General features: G+C 74.3%; 10 protein-coding genes and 1 pseudogene. 6 read left to right on the top strand and 5 right to left on the bottom strand.

Annotated features, from left to right (window positions below; translation table 11 throughout):
- The first annotated feature begins 32 nt into the window (after nt 1-32).
- The gene (locus ABTY04_RS26975; RefSeq protein ID WP_352215979.1) at nt 33-1,154 is read left to right on the top strand and encodes a M24 family metallopeptidase; all 1,122 of its coding nucleotides are present in this window, start codon (nt 33-35) and stop codon (nt 1,152-1,154) included.
- 111 nt (nt 1,155-1,265) lie between these two features.
- Here ABTY04_RS26975 and treZ read toward each other — a convergent pair whose 3' ends face one another.
- Nucleotides 1,266-3,020, bottom strand: coding sequence for a malto-oligosyltrehalose trehalohydrolase (gene treZ / locus ABTY04_RS26970; protein ID WP_352215978.1), 1,755 nt, complete (start codon nt 3,018-3,020; stop codon nt 1,266-1,268).
- 111 nt (nt 3,021-3,131) lie between these two features.
- Between treZ and ABTY04_RS26965 the strand changes: the two genes are divergently transcribed.
- The gene (locus tag ABTY04_RS26965; RefSeq protein ID WP_352215977.1) at nt 3,132-3,686 is read left to right on the top strand and encodes a DUF1707 and FHA domain-containing protein; all 555 of its coding nucleotides are present in this window, start codon (nt 3,132-3,134) and stop codon (nt 3,684-3,686) included.
- A 43-nt stretch (nt 3,687-3,729) separates the two neighbouring features.
- Nucleotides 3,730-4,224: a GNAT family N-acetyltransferase gene (locus tag ABTY04_RS26960; RefSeq protein ID WP_352215976.1), complete on the top strand. Its 495-nt coding sequence runs from the start codon at nt 3,730-3,732 to the stop codon at nt 4,222-4,224.
- Here the strand turns inward: ABTY04_RS26960 and ABTY04_RS26955 are convergent.
- Together ABTY04_RS26955 and lpdA are read right to left on the bottom strand one after the other, a co-directional pair.
- Nucleotides 4,214-5,530, bottom strand: a complete 1,317-nt coding sequence (locus tag ABTY04_RS26955) for a M14 family zinc carboxypeptidase (RefSeq protein ID WP_502996724.1) — start codon at nt 5,528-5,530, stop codon at nt 4,214-4,216. The genes ABTY04_RS26960 and ABTY04_RS26955 overlap by 11 nt on opposite strands.
- A 144-nt stretch (nt 5,531-5,674) precedes the next feature.
- Nucleotides 5,675-7,096 carry a dihydrolipoyl dehydrogenase gene (gene lpdA / locus ABTY04_RS26950; protein WP_352215974.1) on the bottom strand — a complete coding sequence of 474 codons (1,422 nt, stop codon included), beginning with the start codon at nt 7,094-7,096 and terminating at the stop codon, nt 5,675-5,677.
- A gap of 85 nt (nt 7,097-7,181) precedes the next feature.
- Here lpdA and ABTY04_RS26945 point away from each other — a divergent pair, with 85 nt between their 5' ends.
- Complete coding sequence (locus ABTY04_RS26945; RefSeq protein WP_352215973.1) at nt 7,182-8,084, top strand: LysR family transcriptional regulator; 903 nt, start codon at nt 7,182-7,184, stop codon at nt 8,082-8,084.
- Here ABTY04_RS26945 and treY read toward each other — a convergent pair.
- Nucleotides 8,037-10,316 (bottom strand): malto-oligosyltrehalose synthase, encoded by a 2,280-nt coding sequence (gene treY, locus ABTY04_RS26940; RefSeq protein WP_352215972.1) that lies wholly within the window; start codon nt 10,314-10,316, stop codon nt 8,037-8,039. The genes ABTY04_RS26945 and treY overlap by 48 nt on opposite strands.
- 173 nt (nt 10,317-10,489) lie before the next feature.
- On the opposite strand from treY, the pseudogene ABTY04_RS26935 reads away from it, so the two are divergent.
- Together ABTY04_RS26935 and ABTY04_RS26930 are read left to right on the top strand one after the other, a co-directional pair.
- Nucleotides 10,490-11,241, top strand: a pseudogene (locus ABTY04_RS26935) (RNA-guided endonuclease TnpB family protein).
- Between the two features lie 45 nt (nt 11,242-11,286).
- Nucleotides 11,287-12,627: an MFS transporter gene (locus ABTY04_RS26930; protein ID WP_352215971.1), complete on the top strand. Its 1,341-nt coding sequence runs from the start codon at nt 11,287-11,289 to the stop codon at nt 12,625-12,627.
- Here the strand turns inward: ABTY04_RS26930 and glgX are convergent.
- Complete coding sequence (gene glgX / locus ABTY04_RS26925) at nt 12,612-14,726, bottom strand: glycogen debranching protein GlgX (protein WP_352215970.1); 2,115 nt, start codon at nt 14,724-14,726, stop codon at nt 12,612-12,614. The genes ABTY04_RS26930 and glgX overlap by 16 nt on opposite strands.
- Nucleotides 14,727-14,953: the final 227 nt, after the last annotated feature.

Raw genomic sequence — 14,953 nt, 5'->3', positions numbered from 1 at the left:
CGCGCGGCCCGGCGCGGCGGGAGGATCGGACCATGGACCTCGAACCCGATCCGTTCACGCACGCCGACTACGCCGCCCGGATGGCCGCCGCCGCACAGAGCGCCGCCGATGCCGGGCTGGCCGGGCTGCTCATTGCCCCCGGGCCCGACCTCGCCCACCTCACCGGCTACCGGCCGGTCGACACCGAGCGGCTGACCCTGCTCGTGCTCACCGCCGGGCAGGAGCCCGTCCTCGTCGTGCCCGCCCTGGAGGCCCCCGACGCGGCCAAGGCCCCCGGGGCGCCCGCGCTGACCCTGCGCGACTGGGCCGACGGGAAGAACCCGTACGGCGTCACCGCGCCGCTCCTCGACGCAGGCGGCCGCTTCGGGGTCAGCGACAACACCTGGGCCATGCATCTGCTCGGCCTCCAGCGGGAGTTGCCGGCCACCTCGTACGCCTCGCTCACCGCCGTCCTGCCGATGCTCCGCGCGGTCAAGGACCAGCGGGAGCTGGAGCGGCTCGCGGCGGCCGGCGCGGCCGCCGATGCGGCGTACGCGCAGATCCTGGGGGTCCCCTTCGCCGGCCGCCGGGAGACCGACCTCGCCGCCGACCTGGCCGCACTGCTGCGCGAACACGGCCACTCCCAGGTCGACTTCACGGTCGTCGGCTCCGGCCCCAACGGCGCCAACCCGCACCACGAGGCCGGCGAGCGGACCATCGGGCACGGCGACATGGTGGTCCTCGACTTCGGCGGGCTCAAGCACGGCTACGGCTCCGACATCTCCCGCACCGTGCACGTCGGCGAGCCGAGCACCGAGGAGCAGCGCGTCCACGACATCGTCCGCGAGGCCCAGCACGCCGCCTCCGCAGCCGTCCGCCCGGGCATCGCCTGCCAGGACGTGGACCGGGCGGCACGCGCGGTGATCACCGAGTTCGGCTACGGCGACCGGTTCATCCACCGCACGGGCCACGGCATCGGCGTGACCACCCACGAGCCCCCGTACATGGTCGAGGGCGAGGAGCAGCTCCTGGTCCCCGGAATGTGCTTCTCGGTGGAGCCGGGCATCTACCTGCCCGGCCGCTTCGGGGTGCGCATCGAGGACATCGTGACGGTCACCGAGGACGGCGGCCGCAGCCTCAACAACGCTCCGCGCGAGCTGGCCGTCGTGGAGTGAGCGCCGACGGCCGCCCGCGGGCTCACAACCCGCCGGCCACGACCAGTCGGTAGCCGTAGTGGCCCCGGCCCCGACGGTGAAGGGGTTCCGCGGCGGGCCGAATGCGGGCCGTCACGGCCCCAGCAGCACCGCCGACTCGGCCGGGACGTGCACGCGGCCGTCCGGACCCGGGTGCTCGACCGGCTCCCAGGCCGCCAGGACCCGGACCCCGTTGCGGCCGAGGGCGATCGTCACCGGTTCGGGGGAGAGGTTCACGGCCACCCGTACGTCTCCCCGCCGGAAGGTCACCCAGCGGCGCTCCTCGTCGTACGCCACGCGGACCGCCGCCAGGTCCGGATCGCGCAGGTCGGGGTGGGTGCGCCGGAGCGTGATCAGGGTCCGGTACCAGGCCAGCAGCCGGTCGTGCGGTGCGCGTTCCGGCTCCGCCCAGTCCAGGCACGAGCGGTCCCGGGTGGCCGGGTCCTGCGGGTCCGGGATCTCTTCGGCCTTCCAGCCGTGCGCCGCGAACTCCCTGCGCCGGCCGCTGCGGACCGCCTCGGCGAGCTCCGGGTCCGGATGGTCGGTGAAGTACTGCCACGGCGTGCCCGCGGCCCACTCCTCGCCCATGAACAGCATCGGCACGAACGGCCCGGTCAGCGCCAGCGCCGCGCCGCATGCCAGCAGCCCGGGGGAGAGCGAGGCCGCGAGGCGGTCGCCGAGGGCCCGGTTGCCGATCTGGTCGTGGGTCTGGGTGTACCCGAGGAAGCGGTGCGCGGAGGTCCGGCGCCGGTCCACCGGGCGGCCGTGGCTGCGCCCCCGGAACGAGGACCAGGTCCCGTCGTGGAAGAACGCCCGGGTCATGGTCTTGGCCAGGGCAGCGAGCGGCGCCTCCGCGAAATCGGTGTAGTACGCCTGGGACTCCCCGGTCAGTGCACAGTGCAGGGCGTGGTGGAAGTCGTCGTTCCACTGCGCGTGCAGGCCCAGGCCCCCGGCGCCGCGCGGGGCCGTGGTGCGCGGATCGCACCGGTCGGACTCCGCGATCAGGAACAGCGGGCGGCCGCTCTCGGCGGCGAGCTCGTCCACGGCCGCGGACAGCTCCTCCAGGAAGGTCAGCGCCCGTCCGTCGGCGAGCGCGTGCACGGCATCCAGCCGGAGTCCGTCGATCCGGTAGTCCCGCAGCCAGGCCAGGGCGCTGCCCAGGAGGTACGCGCGGACCTCGTCGGAGCCTGCCGCGTCCAGGTTGACCGCCGCACCCCACGGGGTGTGGTGGGTGTCCGTGAAGTACGGGCCGAAGGCCGGGAGGTGGTTGCCGGAGGGGCCCAGGTGGTTGTGGACCACGTCCAGCACCACCCCGAGGCCGGCCGCGTGGGCCGCGTCCACGAACCGGGCGAGACCGGCCGGGCCGCCGTACGGCTCGTGCACCGCCCAGGGCGCGACCCCGTCGTACCCCCACCCGTGGCGCCCGGGGAAGGGGCAGACCGGCATCAGTTCCACGTGCGTGATCCCGAGCGCGGTGAGGTGCCGGAGGCGGGCGGCGGCCGCGTCGAAGGTCCCCTCGGGGGTGAAGGTGCCGATGTGCAGCTCGTAGAGGACCGCGTCCTGGAGGCGGGTGCCGGGCGCCGGCGCCTGCGGGGCGACCGCCTCGAAATCCACCACCGCCGAGAGGCCGTCGGGGCCGTCCGGCAGCCGCCGCCCGCGCGGGTCGGGCCGTACGACTTCCCGACCGGGCTCCACGCCCAGCAGGAATCCGTACCGGTCCCCGTCGGCGGCCGGGGCCTCGGCCACCCACCAGCCCGCCCGGTCCGGATCGCCGGCCATCTCGTACGTCGCGTCGCCGAGCCGCAGCGCGACCCGGTCTGTCAGCGGTGCCCACACCTCGAACTGCACGGACGGTTCCCCTCGTCTGCGGCGGTACCCGGAACGTGTGCCGGCCCCATCATCGCGGGGTGGCTTCTGGTGTTCTGGACACTCTGCCCCTGACGGGCCGACAATCACCCTGTGACGTCGAGTTTCGAGTTCCCCGCCTTCCCGGCTCCGCGCCTGTCCGACGCCGAGCGCGACCGGGCGCTGGGCCAGCTCCGCGAGGGTGCGGCCCTCGGGAAGCTCTCCCACGACACGTTCCTGCGCCGCATGGAACTCGTCCTGGTCGCCCGCCGCTCCGAGGACCTCGCGGTGCTCACCGCCGACCTGGAGAGCCGCGAGGGCCCGTGGACCCGTCGCGTCTTCGCCTGGGTGGGCCGGGCCTCCGCCGTGTCCGCCGGGGTCCGGCGGGCCTGGACCGTCGAACGGCTGCCCAAGCTGCTGCTGCCGCACCCGGGCGCCCGGTCCCTGCGGATCGGCCGCGACCCCGGAAACGGGCTGCGGCTCACCGACGAGACCGTCTCCCGGATGCACGCCGAGCTCGGCATGCGCAACGGGGTGTGGGTGCTCACGGACCTCGGCTCCTCCAACGGCACCACCGTCAACGGACGCCGCGTGACGGGCTCGGCGGTGGTCCGCGACGGGGACCAGATCGGCTTCGGCCGGATGAACTTCCGGCTGTCGTCCTCCTGACCGGGCTGCCCCCCGCGCCGGTCCGGGGCCGAAGATGGTCCCCATGGAAGACGGACACCCGAAGGAACACCCGCCGGTCGTGCGCCCCGCGCGCCCCGAGGACCTGCCCCGCCTCGTCGAGCTCGTCCACGAGCACGTCGCGTACGAGAAGTCCGCGCCCCGGCCCCCGGACCTGGCCGACCGCCTCGGGCCGCGGCTCTTCGCCGGGGACGCCCGCCTGTGGGTGCTGCTGGCCGAGGCCCCGGACGGGTCGGTCGCCGGATATGCAGCCTGTTCGGCCGAGTTCGCGTTCTGGGACGCCCGGCACTACCTCCACATGGACTGCCTCTACCTCGCCGAGGAGGCCCGGGGGCACGGCCTCGGCGCGGCCCTGATGGACGGTGTGGCGGGCCTCGCGCGCCGGCTCGGCTTCGACCACGTGCAGTGGCAGACCCCGGACTGGAACGAGGGCGCGATCCGCTTCTACGACAGGCTCGGCGCCACCGGCGCGCCCAAGCGCCGGTACACCCTGTCCGTACCGGCAGCCCCTACGCATTGACCGTCCCGTCCGCCACGAGCCGCTCGTAGGCCGCCAGCACGGTACGGGTCTGGTGCTCGACCTGGGTGGCCACCGGGACCCGGCGCGCCTGGAAGCGGGCCGCGAACTCCTCGCACCAGCCGGTGACGAGCCGGTCCAGCCCCGAGGCCCCCGGGTGGCCCTGGGCGCGGAGCACCCGGAGCAGCATCGCGGCAGCGCGCAGCGACAGGCGCCGCCCGAAGGCGTCGATGCTGCCGATGGAGGCCGCCGTGGCCTCGGCGGGGGCCCCGGCGCCGGTCCACTCCGCGGTGATCCGGGGGATCAGGGCGAGCGTCCAGTCGACGGCGCGCAGCAGGGCGGCCGAGCCGGGGTCCGTGCCGAGGCCGGCAGCGCGGTCCGTACCGGAGGCCGCTGCGGGGCCCGCGGCGGCGTCCGGCGCCCCGGCCACCCGCTCCCGTACGCGGACCACGAGCGCGGCGTCCGCGGAGAGCCGCCCGGCCAGGATCCGCAGGGCGCCGCGCGGGTCCGGGTGCGGGGCGGGGTCGTCCACCAGGTCCGAGGCCCACATGGGGACTTCGACGATGGCCGTGGTGCCGGCGTACCGGTGCGCGTGGTACCAGGTGCTGAGCCGGGTGTCCTCCGGGTGGAAGGCCCCGGCGGCGTCGGCCCCGGGCTGCGGCATCACGAAGATGCCCGGCCCGGGGGAGGGCCAGCCCGCCGCGTCCGAGGCCCCGGTCTCCACCGGGATCCGCAGCTCGGCGGCCGATTTGGCGAACGGCTCCGCGAGGCCGGGTATGTCCCGGGTGAGCTGCACCCAGGACCCGCCGAGGTCGGTGCCGTGCAGGGAGACCTGCAGGACGGGCCGCAGCTCGTCGATGAGGCCGGTCAGGGCCACGGTCTCGGGCGGCAGCAGGTCCGGAGGCAGTAAGGACGGCGCCCACTCGGGCTGTTCGGGACCGGGCGGCCGGAAGAAGTTCCGGTGGTAGTCGAGCAGGGAGTACGGACGGGGCGTGCGGTGCAGGGCCGCCCCGTCGGGATCGGCGCACAGCAGGAAGTGCCAGCCGCCGCCCGCGCGGGTCGCCGGGTCGTGCAGGACGCGCCGGGCGAGGGCGAGCGCGGTGGCACCGCCGACGGGCTCGTTGGCGTGGGCCCCGGCGACGACGAGCACACCCGCGCCCCGCGTGCGGCCGCTCGGCTCGACGGAGAGCAGCCACAGGGGCCGGCCGCCCCGGGAGGTTCCGGCCTGCCGGAGCCGGGCCCGGCCGGGGTGCGCGTCCGCCAGGGCGCGGGCGGCCAGCGCGAGTTCGGACGGTGTGGGGTAGCACATGTCACGAAGGAGGGTCACGTCTGATGCAATGCCCGCCGCGCACGCCCCCTACTGCTCCGCACGCCCCACACTTCCCGGAACCCCCTGGCCAACACCTCGCCAACACCTTGCCGACGCCGTGCCGCGGCGGCCCCGGCCGGTCCGCTACCGCTGGTGGAGGCCGCGGCCGGCCAGGGACAGGAACGCCTCGCCCACCGCCTCCGACAGCGTCGGATGGGCGTGGACGTGGCGGGCCACGTCCCCCGGCTCCGCGTCCCAGCCCACGATCAGCTGGCTCTCCGCGATCATCTCCGACACGTGCGGCCCCACCAGGTGCACGCCCAGCACCCGCCCGCCCCGCTCGGCGACCACCTTCACCGTCCCGCCCTGTCCGTGCACCATCCCCTTCGCCACCGCCGTCAGCGGCATCGTGTTGACGACGACGTCGTACGAGAGGTCCCGGGCCTGCGCCTCCGTCAGCCCGACGGCGGCGGTCTGCGGTGCCGAGTACGTCACCCGCGGCACCGCCGCGTAGTCCACGGGGACGCCCGCCACCCCCGCCAGGGTCTCGGCGACGAGCAGCCCCTCCGCGAACGAGGCGTGCGCCAGGCCCGGCGAGGGCGGCGGCAGCAGATCGCCGACGACGTGGATCCCCGGGACCGCGGTCTCCAGCCGCGACCAGTCGGCCGGCGCCACGAACCCCCGCTCGTCCGCGGCCAGTCCGGCCGCCGCCAGGTCCAGCCCGTCGGTCACCGGGACCCGGCCGACCGCGACGAGCAGCCGCTCCGCGGTCACCTCCCCGAGGTCCCCGCGCGCACCGCGCACGGTGGCCCGTACGCCGCCGCCCGCGAGCCGCTCGGCCCCTTCCAGCCGCGCCCCGGTCCGTACGTCGATCCCCCGCCTGCGCAGCCCGCGCGCCAGATGCCGGGACACGTCGGCGTCCTCTATCGGAACCAGTCGCTCCGCGGCCTCGACCAGGGTCACCTCGGCGCCCATGGACCGGTGGAAGGAGGCGTACTCCACGCCGATCGCACCGCCCCCCAGCACCAGTACCGACGCGGGCAGCCCGGGCGCGAACAGCGCGTCGTCGCTGGTGACGACGGTGTGGCCGTCGGGCTCCAGACCGGGCAGGGTACGCGGCCGGGAGCCGGTGGCCAGCACGACGCCGCGCACCGCGGTGAATTCCTGCCCGTCCGCGGTCCGGACGGAACGCGGTCCGGTCAGCCGCGCGCTGCTGCGCACCACACGGACCCCGGCGCGGCGCAAGTGGCCCTCCACGCCCTGGTGGTTGCGGGAGACGATGTCGTCCCGGGTGGCGGTCAGTGCGGACCAGTCCACCGAATCCACGGCGGCCCGGACCCCCCACCGCTCCCGCGCCTCGGTTATGCCGTCGACGAGTTCGGCCGCGTGCAGCATCGCCTTGCTGGGGATGCACCCGCGGTGCAGGCAGGTCCCGCCGACCTTGTCCCGCTCGGTGAGGACGACGTCCAGGCCGAGGGCCGCGGCGCGCAGGGCGGTGCTGTAGCCGCCCGTGCCGCCGCCGATCACGATGACGTCCACGGAGTTGCCGGTGCTGTCGGTATTCATGGGCACAAGCCTGCGGGCGGCCCCTGCCATGAGTCCAAGGCAATGATCTTCTCGGCTCCATGCACACTCTTTATGCTTGCGCGGCATGAGCCTGCGTCAGATGGAGTACTTCCTCACCGTCGTGGAGGAGTCCTCCTTCACCCGCGCCGCCGACGCCCTGCACGTCACCCAGCCCGCCCTCTCCCACCAGGTCAAGGCCCTGGAACGGTCCGTCGGCGGCGAGCTGCTGGAGCGCATGCCGCGCGGGGTCCGGCTCACTCCCATGGGCCGCGCCTTCCTGCCGCACGCCCAGCTCGCCGTCCGCAGCGCCCGGCAGGCCGCGCGCGCCGCCCGCGCCGCCGCGGGGGCCGCCGGCGGCGAACTGCACCTCGCCACCGTCCATGCCGTCGCCGTCGGCCTGCTTCCGGGCATCGCCGCCCGCTGGCGGTCCCTGCACCCGGGCGTCCGGCTGGTGCTGCGCGAGTACGGGTCCACGGAGGCCCTGGAGGAGCAGCTGGAGCGGGGCGTCGCCGACCTCGCGGTGGGCCCGGAGCCCAATGAGTGGACCGGCCCGGTCCTGCCGGCGGGCCGGGAGGAGCTGCTGCTGGTGGTGCCGTTCGACGACCCGCTGGCCGGCCGGGGCTCCGTCCGGCTGGCCGAGCTCGCCGACCGCGACTGGATCCGCTGCGCGATGGAACCCTCCGTCCGGGGCCAGGCGTTCCTCGACTGGGCGTGCGGAACGGTCGGCTTCACCCCGCGCACGGTGCTGCGTACGGAACACACCTCGACGGCCGTGCGGATGGCCGCCGCCGGCGTCGGCATCGTCGTGGCCCCGGCCCACACGGTCCGGGGCGCCCTCGGCGAGGACTGCGCGCTGCTCTCCCTCGACCCTCCGTGGCACCGGCCCCTCTCCGTCTTCTCCCGGGTCCCCCTGACCGGCGCGGCCGCGGCCTTCGCCGGCCTATTCGCCTCCGCGCCCGCCGTCCCGTCCGCCGTCGCGCACCAGTAGGGCGACCGGCCGCGCCGAGAACAGCTCCGCGAGCGGGACCTTGCCCTCGTACGGGGTCCCCCGGTCCAGGAGCGCGGTCCAGCGTCCCGGCGGCAGGGCCAGGGCGGTGTCCCGCCAGCCCCCGGCCCCGGCCAGCCGGTGCGAGAGCCGGGTGACCGCCGCGACCAGCCCGGCCGGCCGGGCGAAGGCCAGGCAGTGCTCCGCCGCCGGTCCCCGGGCGGACAGCGGGGTGTACCCGGTGAACAGGCCGGGCCGGTCCCGGCGCAGCCGCAGCAGGGTGGCGGTCAGGGCGAGCTTCTCCTCCGCCTGCCCCTGCGGTACGGCCCCCGCGTCCAGCCGGGCCAGGGCTTCGCGGGGGAACCGCGCCGGGCGCCGGTTGTCCGGGTCGACCAGGGCCCGGTACTCCGTCTCGGCGCCCTGGTAGATCTCCGGGACCCCGGGCATCGCCAGGTGCAGCAGCGTCATGCCGAGCAGGTTCGCCCGCGCCGCCCCGGCCAGCTCGGCGGGCTCCGCGAGCTCCTCCGGGTCCGGGACGTACCCCGCGACAGCGGCCTCGTACTCCGGGTCCTGGTCGGTCCAGCTCGTGTGCAGGGCGGCCTCGCGGACGGCCTTGAGGAGCGCCTGTCCGAGGCGGTCGGCGCGCTCGGGGACCTCCCCGAGGCCGAGCGCCGTCTGCCGGGCCACCCAGGCCAGCTGGGGATCGGCGCCGGCCGGCCGGCCCATCAGGGCGGGGGCCTGGGAGAGGGCGGCGATCCGGGCCCGGACGTCCGCGCTGCGCTTGGTGTCGTGCGTGGACAGCACCGTCCCGGAGCCGGGCCAGTCCCGTTCGAGCTCCGCGCAGTACGCATGGAACTCCGCGGGCCCGAGCGCCGGCCGGCCGGGGTCCCCGCCGACCTCGGCGGCCGACAGCAGCGGGGCGTGGCGGTAGAAGGCCCGGTCCTCCAGCGACTTGGCCCGCAGGGCCGCCGAGGTCTGGGCGAAGCGCGCCGCGAAGGCGGGATCGCGCAGTACGAGGTCCCGTACGCCGGCCACGACGTCCGGACCGGCCGGTCCGGCGGCCTCCGCCAGGGCGCGCGGGGACAGCTCCGGCTCGCCGGGGTAGGGCCGGTAGACCGGATAGGCGATGAGCAACTCCCTCACTCCGGCGGCGAGTTCAGGCCCGGCGGCCCGTTCCAGCGCCGCCAGCTCGGCCGCCAGATCGCCGGTCAGCACCTCCCGTGCGCAGTCGCGGGCCGTCTGCTCCCAGTCCGCGGCCCCGGTGAACTCCGCGTAGCGGCGGGCCAGTTCCGCGGCGCCCGCCGGATCGGTGAACACCCCGTCGACCCGGCGCAGGGCGTCGTACCCGGTGGTGCCCGCCACCGGCCAGCCGGGCGGCAGCCGCTCCTGCCGGGCCAGGATCTTCTCCACCACCACCCAGCAGCCACCGCCCGCGGCCGCCCGCAGCCGGCGCAGGTACCCCTCCGGGTCCGCCAGCCCGTCCACGTGGTCGATCCGCAGCCCCTCGGCCACCCCGTCCCGCACCAGCTCCAGCACCTTCGCGTGCGTCGCCGCGAACACCTCCGGGTCCTCCACCCGGACCCCGATCAGGTCCGAGATCGTGAAGAACCGGCGGTAGTTGAGCTCCGTCCGGGCCGTGCGCCACCAGGCCGGCCGGTACCACTGCGCGGCCAGCAGCTCCGCCGCCGCCAGCCCGGCCGTCCCCTCCCGCAGCGGGAACTCCAGCTCCCCGTGGCGCAGCACCCCGTCTTCCCGGTCGACGGTGAACGCGCCCGGCCCGGGCGGCCCCGCGAGCACCGGCAGCAGGACCTGGCCGCCGCCCGCCGCCCAGTCGATGTCGAACCAGCGCGCGTACGGGGAGGCGGGCCCGTCCCGCAGCACCTCCCACAGGGGACGGTTCAGCCGCAGCGGGGACGGTACCGCCATGTGGTTCGGCACGATGTCCAGCACCAGGCCGAGGCCGTGGTCCCGGGCGGTCGCGGCCAGCGCGCGCAGCCCCGGCTCCCCGCCGAGCTCGGCCCGCACCCGCGAGTGGTCGGTGACGTCGTACCCGTGGGCCGAGCCGGGGACCGCCTCCAGCACCGGCGAGAGGTGCAGGTGTGACACGCCGAGCGACGCGAGGTACGGTACGGCTGCCCCGGCCGCCGCGAAGGGGAACTCCGGCCGCAGCTGGAGGCGGTACGTCGATGACGGCGGTGACGGAGACACCGCAGTGCGCGGGTACGGCTGGCTCATTCCTGCCTCCTGTCGTGGGAACCCCCGGCTGCAGTCGAGGGCCGGCCGGGGGAACCTCCCGCCTGTGGGGGAGATCCGAGTCCGGCTCGGGGCCGAGCAGCGGCCGGGCGCCGCTGCGTGATGCTGTGACCTGTGCTTGTGTTCGGATCCTGATCGGTCCTAGCGTCCCGGTTGTGGGGGCTACTCCTGTGAAGCGGGCGTTCAAGTACCGTTTCCATCCGACCAGTGCGCAGGCGGCTGAGCTGTTGCGGACGTTCGGGTGTGTGCGGAAGGCCTACAACCTTGCCCTCGCTGCCCGTGCCGAGGCATGGAAGTCGAGCGGGACGCGGCTGGGCCACGGCCAAACGTCGGCAATGCTCACTGCCTGGAAGAAGACCGAGGAATTCGGCTACCTGGCTGAGGTGTCCTCCGTGCCGTTGCAGCAGGCGCTGCGGCTCGTGCGCGAAAACCAAACGCTCGTGATCGAGGACCTCATCGTCCGCAACATGGTCAAGAACCACAAGCTCGCCCGTGCCGTACACGACGCGGCCTGGCGTGAGCTGCGGTCCATGCTGGAGTACGAGGCGGCGTGGTACGGACGTGAACTCATCACCGTTGGCAGGTGGTTCCCCAGCACACGCCTGTGTTCCACCTGCGGGGCACTCGCCGAGGCGATGCCCCTGAGTGTCCGTGAGTGGACGTGTGAAGGCTGCGGAGCCGCTCACGACCGTGACGGGAACGCCTCCGTGAACCTTCTGGCCGCCGGGCTGGCGGCCGCTGCCTGTGGAGCGGATGCAAGACCCCATCGGGGACCTTCTCTCGGTCGGGGCGGTCCGTGGTGAAGCAGGAAACCCCACCCGCGAGGATGGGAATCCCTCCCTTACCGGGAGAGGAGAGGCCAAGAGAACGTACGTACCCACCTTTCGCCCTCCCTGATTCCGTGTAATGACCCGATGCACCCGAATGGCTGCATCGGGTTAGCGTTGATCAAGTGGCCGGAACCGTCAACACCTATCGAAGAGTCATCGCCCTGACCGGGCCCCTACTCCCGCTCCTCTCCTTCCTCGCGCGACTCCCCGTCGCCATGTCCCAGTTCGGGAGCGTCCTGCTGGTCGCCGAGACCACCGACTCCCTCGCCACCGCCGGCATCGTCGGCGGCACCCTCTCCGCCGGACAGGTGGTCTTCGGGCCCGTCCTGGGCCGGCTCGCCGACCGGCACGGGCAGCGCCCCGTGGTGGTCACCGCCGCCGCGGTCAACGCGGCCGCCACCGGAGCCCTGGTCGCCGGAGCCCTCGGGGGCCTCGCGACCGTCCCGCTCGCCGCGATCGGCGCCGTCACCGGAGCCTCCGTACCGCTGATCGGACCGCTCGCCCGGACCCGCTCCGTGGCCCTCGCGCACCGCGCCGGGGCCGACGAGGGCGTGGTGGCTGCCGTCCACTCGCTCGAAGGCACCCTGGACGAGGTCTCCTTCGTCTTCGGTCCCGCCCTCGTCGGACTCGCCGCCCTCGTCGCGCACCCCGCCGTCGCCCTCGGCGGGGCCGCCGCCCTCGTCGCCGTCTTCGGCGTCGCCTTCGCCCTGCACCCGACCGCCGCCGTCACGGCCGGGGCGGGAGCGGAGGAGCGCACCGCGCCGGGGCGGGGCACCCGCGCCGAAGCCGGTGCCGGTGCCGGTGCCGGTGCGGGGCGGCGCGGCCGGCACCCGCGGGTCGTGTACGCCGTACGGGGCTCCCTGTTCCTCCAGGGCGCCATGTTCGGTGCCTGCCAGGCCGGAATCGCCGCCCTCACCGCTCGTTTGGGCGTCCCCGGCCAGGCAGGGACCGTGTACGCGGCCATGGGCGTCGTCAGTGCCGGCGCGGGCCTCGCCCTCGGCGCACTGCCTGCCCGGATCGGGCTGCGGATGCGCTGGCGGGCGGCCACTGCCGCCGCGCTGGTGCTCTCCGTACCGCTGCTCTCCACCCACACCCTGTGGCCGCTGTACGCGGTCGTCACCGTGCTCGGAGCCGCGTACGCGCCCCACCTGATCACCGCGTTCGCCCTCACCGAACGGGTGGTGGAGCCGGCCCGGCTCGCCGAGTCGACGGCCTTCGCCGCCAGCTCGCTCGTCGCCGGGCAGGCGGCCGCGCTCGCCGCCTCCGGGCGGCTCGCCGAGTGGTACGGGCCCGCCGGTGCCTTCGCCGTCGCCGTCGGGGCGGCCGCCCTGTCCCTGCTCCTCGCCCTCGTCACCCCGGTGCCCGCCGCCCGGAAGCACGCGGCCGCCCGCAAGGCCTTCATCCCGGCCCAGCAGACCGCCTCCCCGAAGACGACCGGGAACTCGCCCTACGCCGGGCGCTGAAGGACCACCAGACACCGTCCTGTCAGACCCACCCGGTCGCCGGCCGCGTACTGCGGTCCGGTGCCGGGTGGCGGCACCTCCGGCCGCGCCGTGTCCACCACGAGCCGCCACTGCGCCCCGTGCCCGGCCGGGACCGTGAACTCCTGCGGATCGGCGCCCGCGTTGAACATCAGCAGGAACGAGTCGTCGGTGATCCGCTCCCCGCGCGAGCCCGGCTCGGAGATCGCCTCCCCGTTGAGGAACACCGTCAGCGCCCGTGCGTGCTGGGCCTGCCAGTCGCGGGCCCGCATCGGCTCCCCGTGCGGGGTGAACCAGGCGATGTCAGACAGCTCGTCGTCGGTGCCCTCCACCGGCCGGCCGTGGAAGAAGCGGCGCCGCCGGAACACGGGGTGGTCGCGCCGCAGCCACACCATCCGCCGGGTGAACTCCAGCAGGAAGGGCGGTGGTTTGCCCGGCTCCGGCCACCGCAGCCACGACAGCTCGTTGTCCTGGCAGTAGGTGTTGTTGTTGCCGCCCTGCGTGCGGGCGAACTCGTCGCCGTGGCTGAGCATCGGCACGCCCTGCGAAAGCATCAGGGTGGCCGTGAAGTTGCGCATCTGGCGCTCGCGCAGCTCCAGGATCTCCGGGTCCTCGGTCGGCCCCTCGACCCCGCAGTTCCAGGACCGGTTGTGGGTCTCCCCGTCCCGATTGCCCTCCCGGTTCGCCTCGTTGTGCTTCTCGTCGTACGAGACGAGGTCGTTCAGGGTGAAACCGTCGTGGCAGGTGGTGAAGTTGATCGAGGCCAGGGGGCGGCGGCCGTCGTCCTGGTAGAGGTCCGAGGACCCGGTCAGCCGTCCCGCGAACTCCGCCAGCGTGCGCGGCTGCCCGCGCCACAAGTCCCTTACGGTGTCCCGGTACTTTCCGTTCCACTCGGTCCACAGCGGCGGGAAGTTCCCCACCTGGTAGCCGCCCTCGCCCAGGTCCCAGGGCTCCGCGATCAGCTTCACCTGGCTGACCACCGGATCCTGCTGGACCAGGTCGAAGAACGAGGACAGCCGGTCCACCTCGTGGAACTGCCGGGCGAGCGTGGCGGCGAGATCGAAGCGGAACCCGTCCACATGCATCTCGGTGACCCAGTAGCGCAGCGAGTCCATGATCAGCTGGAGGACGTGCGGGGAGCGCATGAGCAGCGAGTTCCCCGTCCCGGTGGTGTCCGTGTAGTGCCGGGGATCATCGGCGAGGCGGTAGTACGAGGCGTTGTCGAGCCCGCGGAAGGACAGCGTCGGGCCCAGGTGGTTGCCCTCGGCGGTGTGGTTGTAGACCACGTCGAGGATCACCTCGATCCCGGCCTCGTGCAGCGCGCGCACCGCCGACTTGAACTCCAGGACCTGCTGGCCGCGGTCACCCGAGGCGTAGCCGTTGTGCGGGGCGAAGAAGCCGATCGTGTTGTAGCCCCAGTAGTTGCTCAGCCCGTCGTCGACCAGCCGGTGGTCGTTGACGTACTGGTGCACCGGCATCAGCTCCAGCGCCGTCACCCCGAGCTTGGTGAGGTGTCCGATGACCGCCGGGTGGGCGAGGGCCCCGTACGTGCCGCGTAGTTCCTCGGGCAGATCGGGATGATGCATGGTCAGGCCCTTGACGTGGGCCTCGTACAGCACGGTGCGGTGGTACTCGTGGCGCGGCGGGCGGTCGTTGGCCCAGTCGAAGTACGGATTGACCACGACCGAACTCATCGTGTGCGGCGCCGAGTCGAGGTCGTTGCGCGAATCCGGCCGCCCGAAGTGGTAGCCGTAGACCTCCTCGCCCCAGTCGACGCTCCCGGCGATCGCCCGCGCGTACGGGTCCAGCAGGAGCTTGGCCGCGTTGCAGCGCAGCCCCCGCTCGGGCTCGTACGGGCCGTGCACGCGGAAGCCGTAGCGCTGCCCCGGCATCACCCCGGGCAGGTAGGCGTGGCGCACGAAGGCGTCCGTCTCCCGCAGTTCGACGGCGGTCTCCGAGCCGTCCTCGTGGAGCAGGCACAGTTCGATGCGTCGGGCGGCCTCGGAGTAGACCGCGAAATTGGTGCCGGCGCCGTCGTACGTGGCGCCGAGCGGATACGCCTGTCCCGGCCAGACCTGCATGGATAGCGACTCCTTTCCCCTCGTGTCCGGCGTGGACCACGTCTGTGCAGATCTTCCCCGAAAGTGGGCCCGCACGCGGGGACTTGGGATGCTCCTGCCGGGTGACCCGGAGCGCTGATATGCGGGTCAGCGGACTATGCGGGCATCCGATAATGGGTCAACGGGCCGCCGGTGTACGGTCCATCGGCTGCATCGGGCGCCGAGCTCGGAGTACTCTTCCGTGATCA

The organism is Streptomyces sp. NPDC097981 (assembly GCF_040302565.1).
In the GTDB taxonomy this organism is placed as follows: domain Bacteria; phylum Actinomycetota; class Actinomycetes; order Streptomycetales; family Streptomycetaceae; genus Streptomyces.
This window is presented reverse-complemented; position numbering and strand designations above follow the sequence as displayed.

Coding starts and splice junctions, on each gene's coding strand:
- ABTY04_RS26960 (WP_352215976.1), top strand. CDS start 3,730: ATGGAAGACGGACACCCGAAGGAACACCCGCCGGTCGTGCGCCCCGCG.
- treY (WP_352215972.1), bottom strand. CDS start 10,316: ATGAGCCAGCCGTACCCGCGCACTGCGGTGTCTCCGTCACCGCCGTCA.
- lpdA (WP_352215974.1), bottom strand. CDS start 7,096: ATGAATACCGACAGCACCGGCAACTCCGTGGACGTCATCGTGATCGGC.
- ABTY04_RS26955 (WP_502996724.1), bottom strand. CDS start 5,530: ATGTGCTACCCCACACCGTCCGAACTCGCGCTGGCCGCCCGCGCCCTG.
- ABTY04_RS26975 (WP_352215979.1), top strand. CDS start 33: ATGGACCTCGAACCCGATCCGTTCACGCACGCCGACTACGCCGCCCGG.
- glgX (WP_352215970.1), bottom strand. CDS start 14,726: ATGCAGGTCTGGCCGGGACAGGCGTATCCGCTCGGCGCCACGTACGAC.
- ABTY04_RS26945 (WP_352215973.1), top strand. CDS start 7,182: ATGAGCCTGCGTCAGATGGAGTACTTCCTCACCGTCGTGGAGGAGTCC.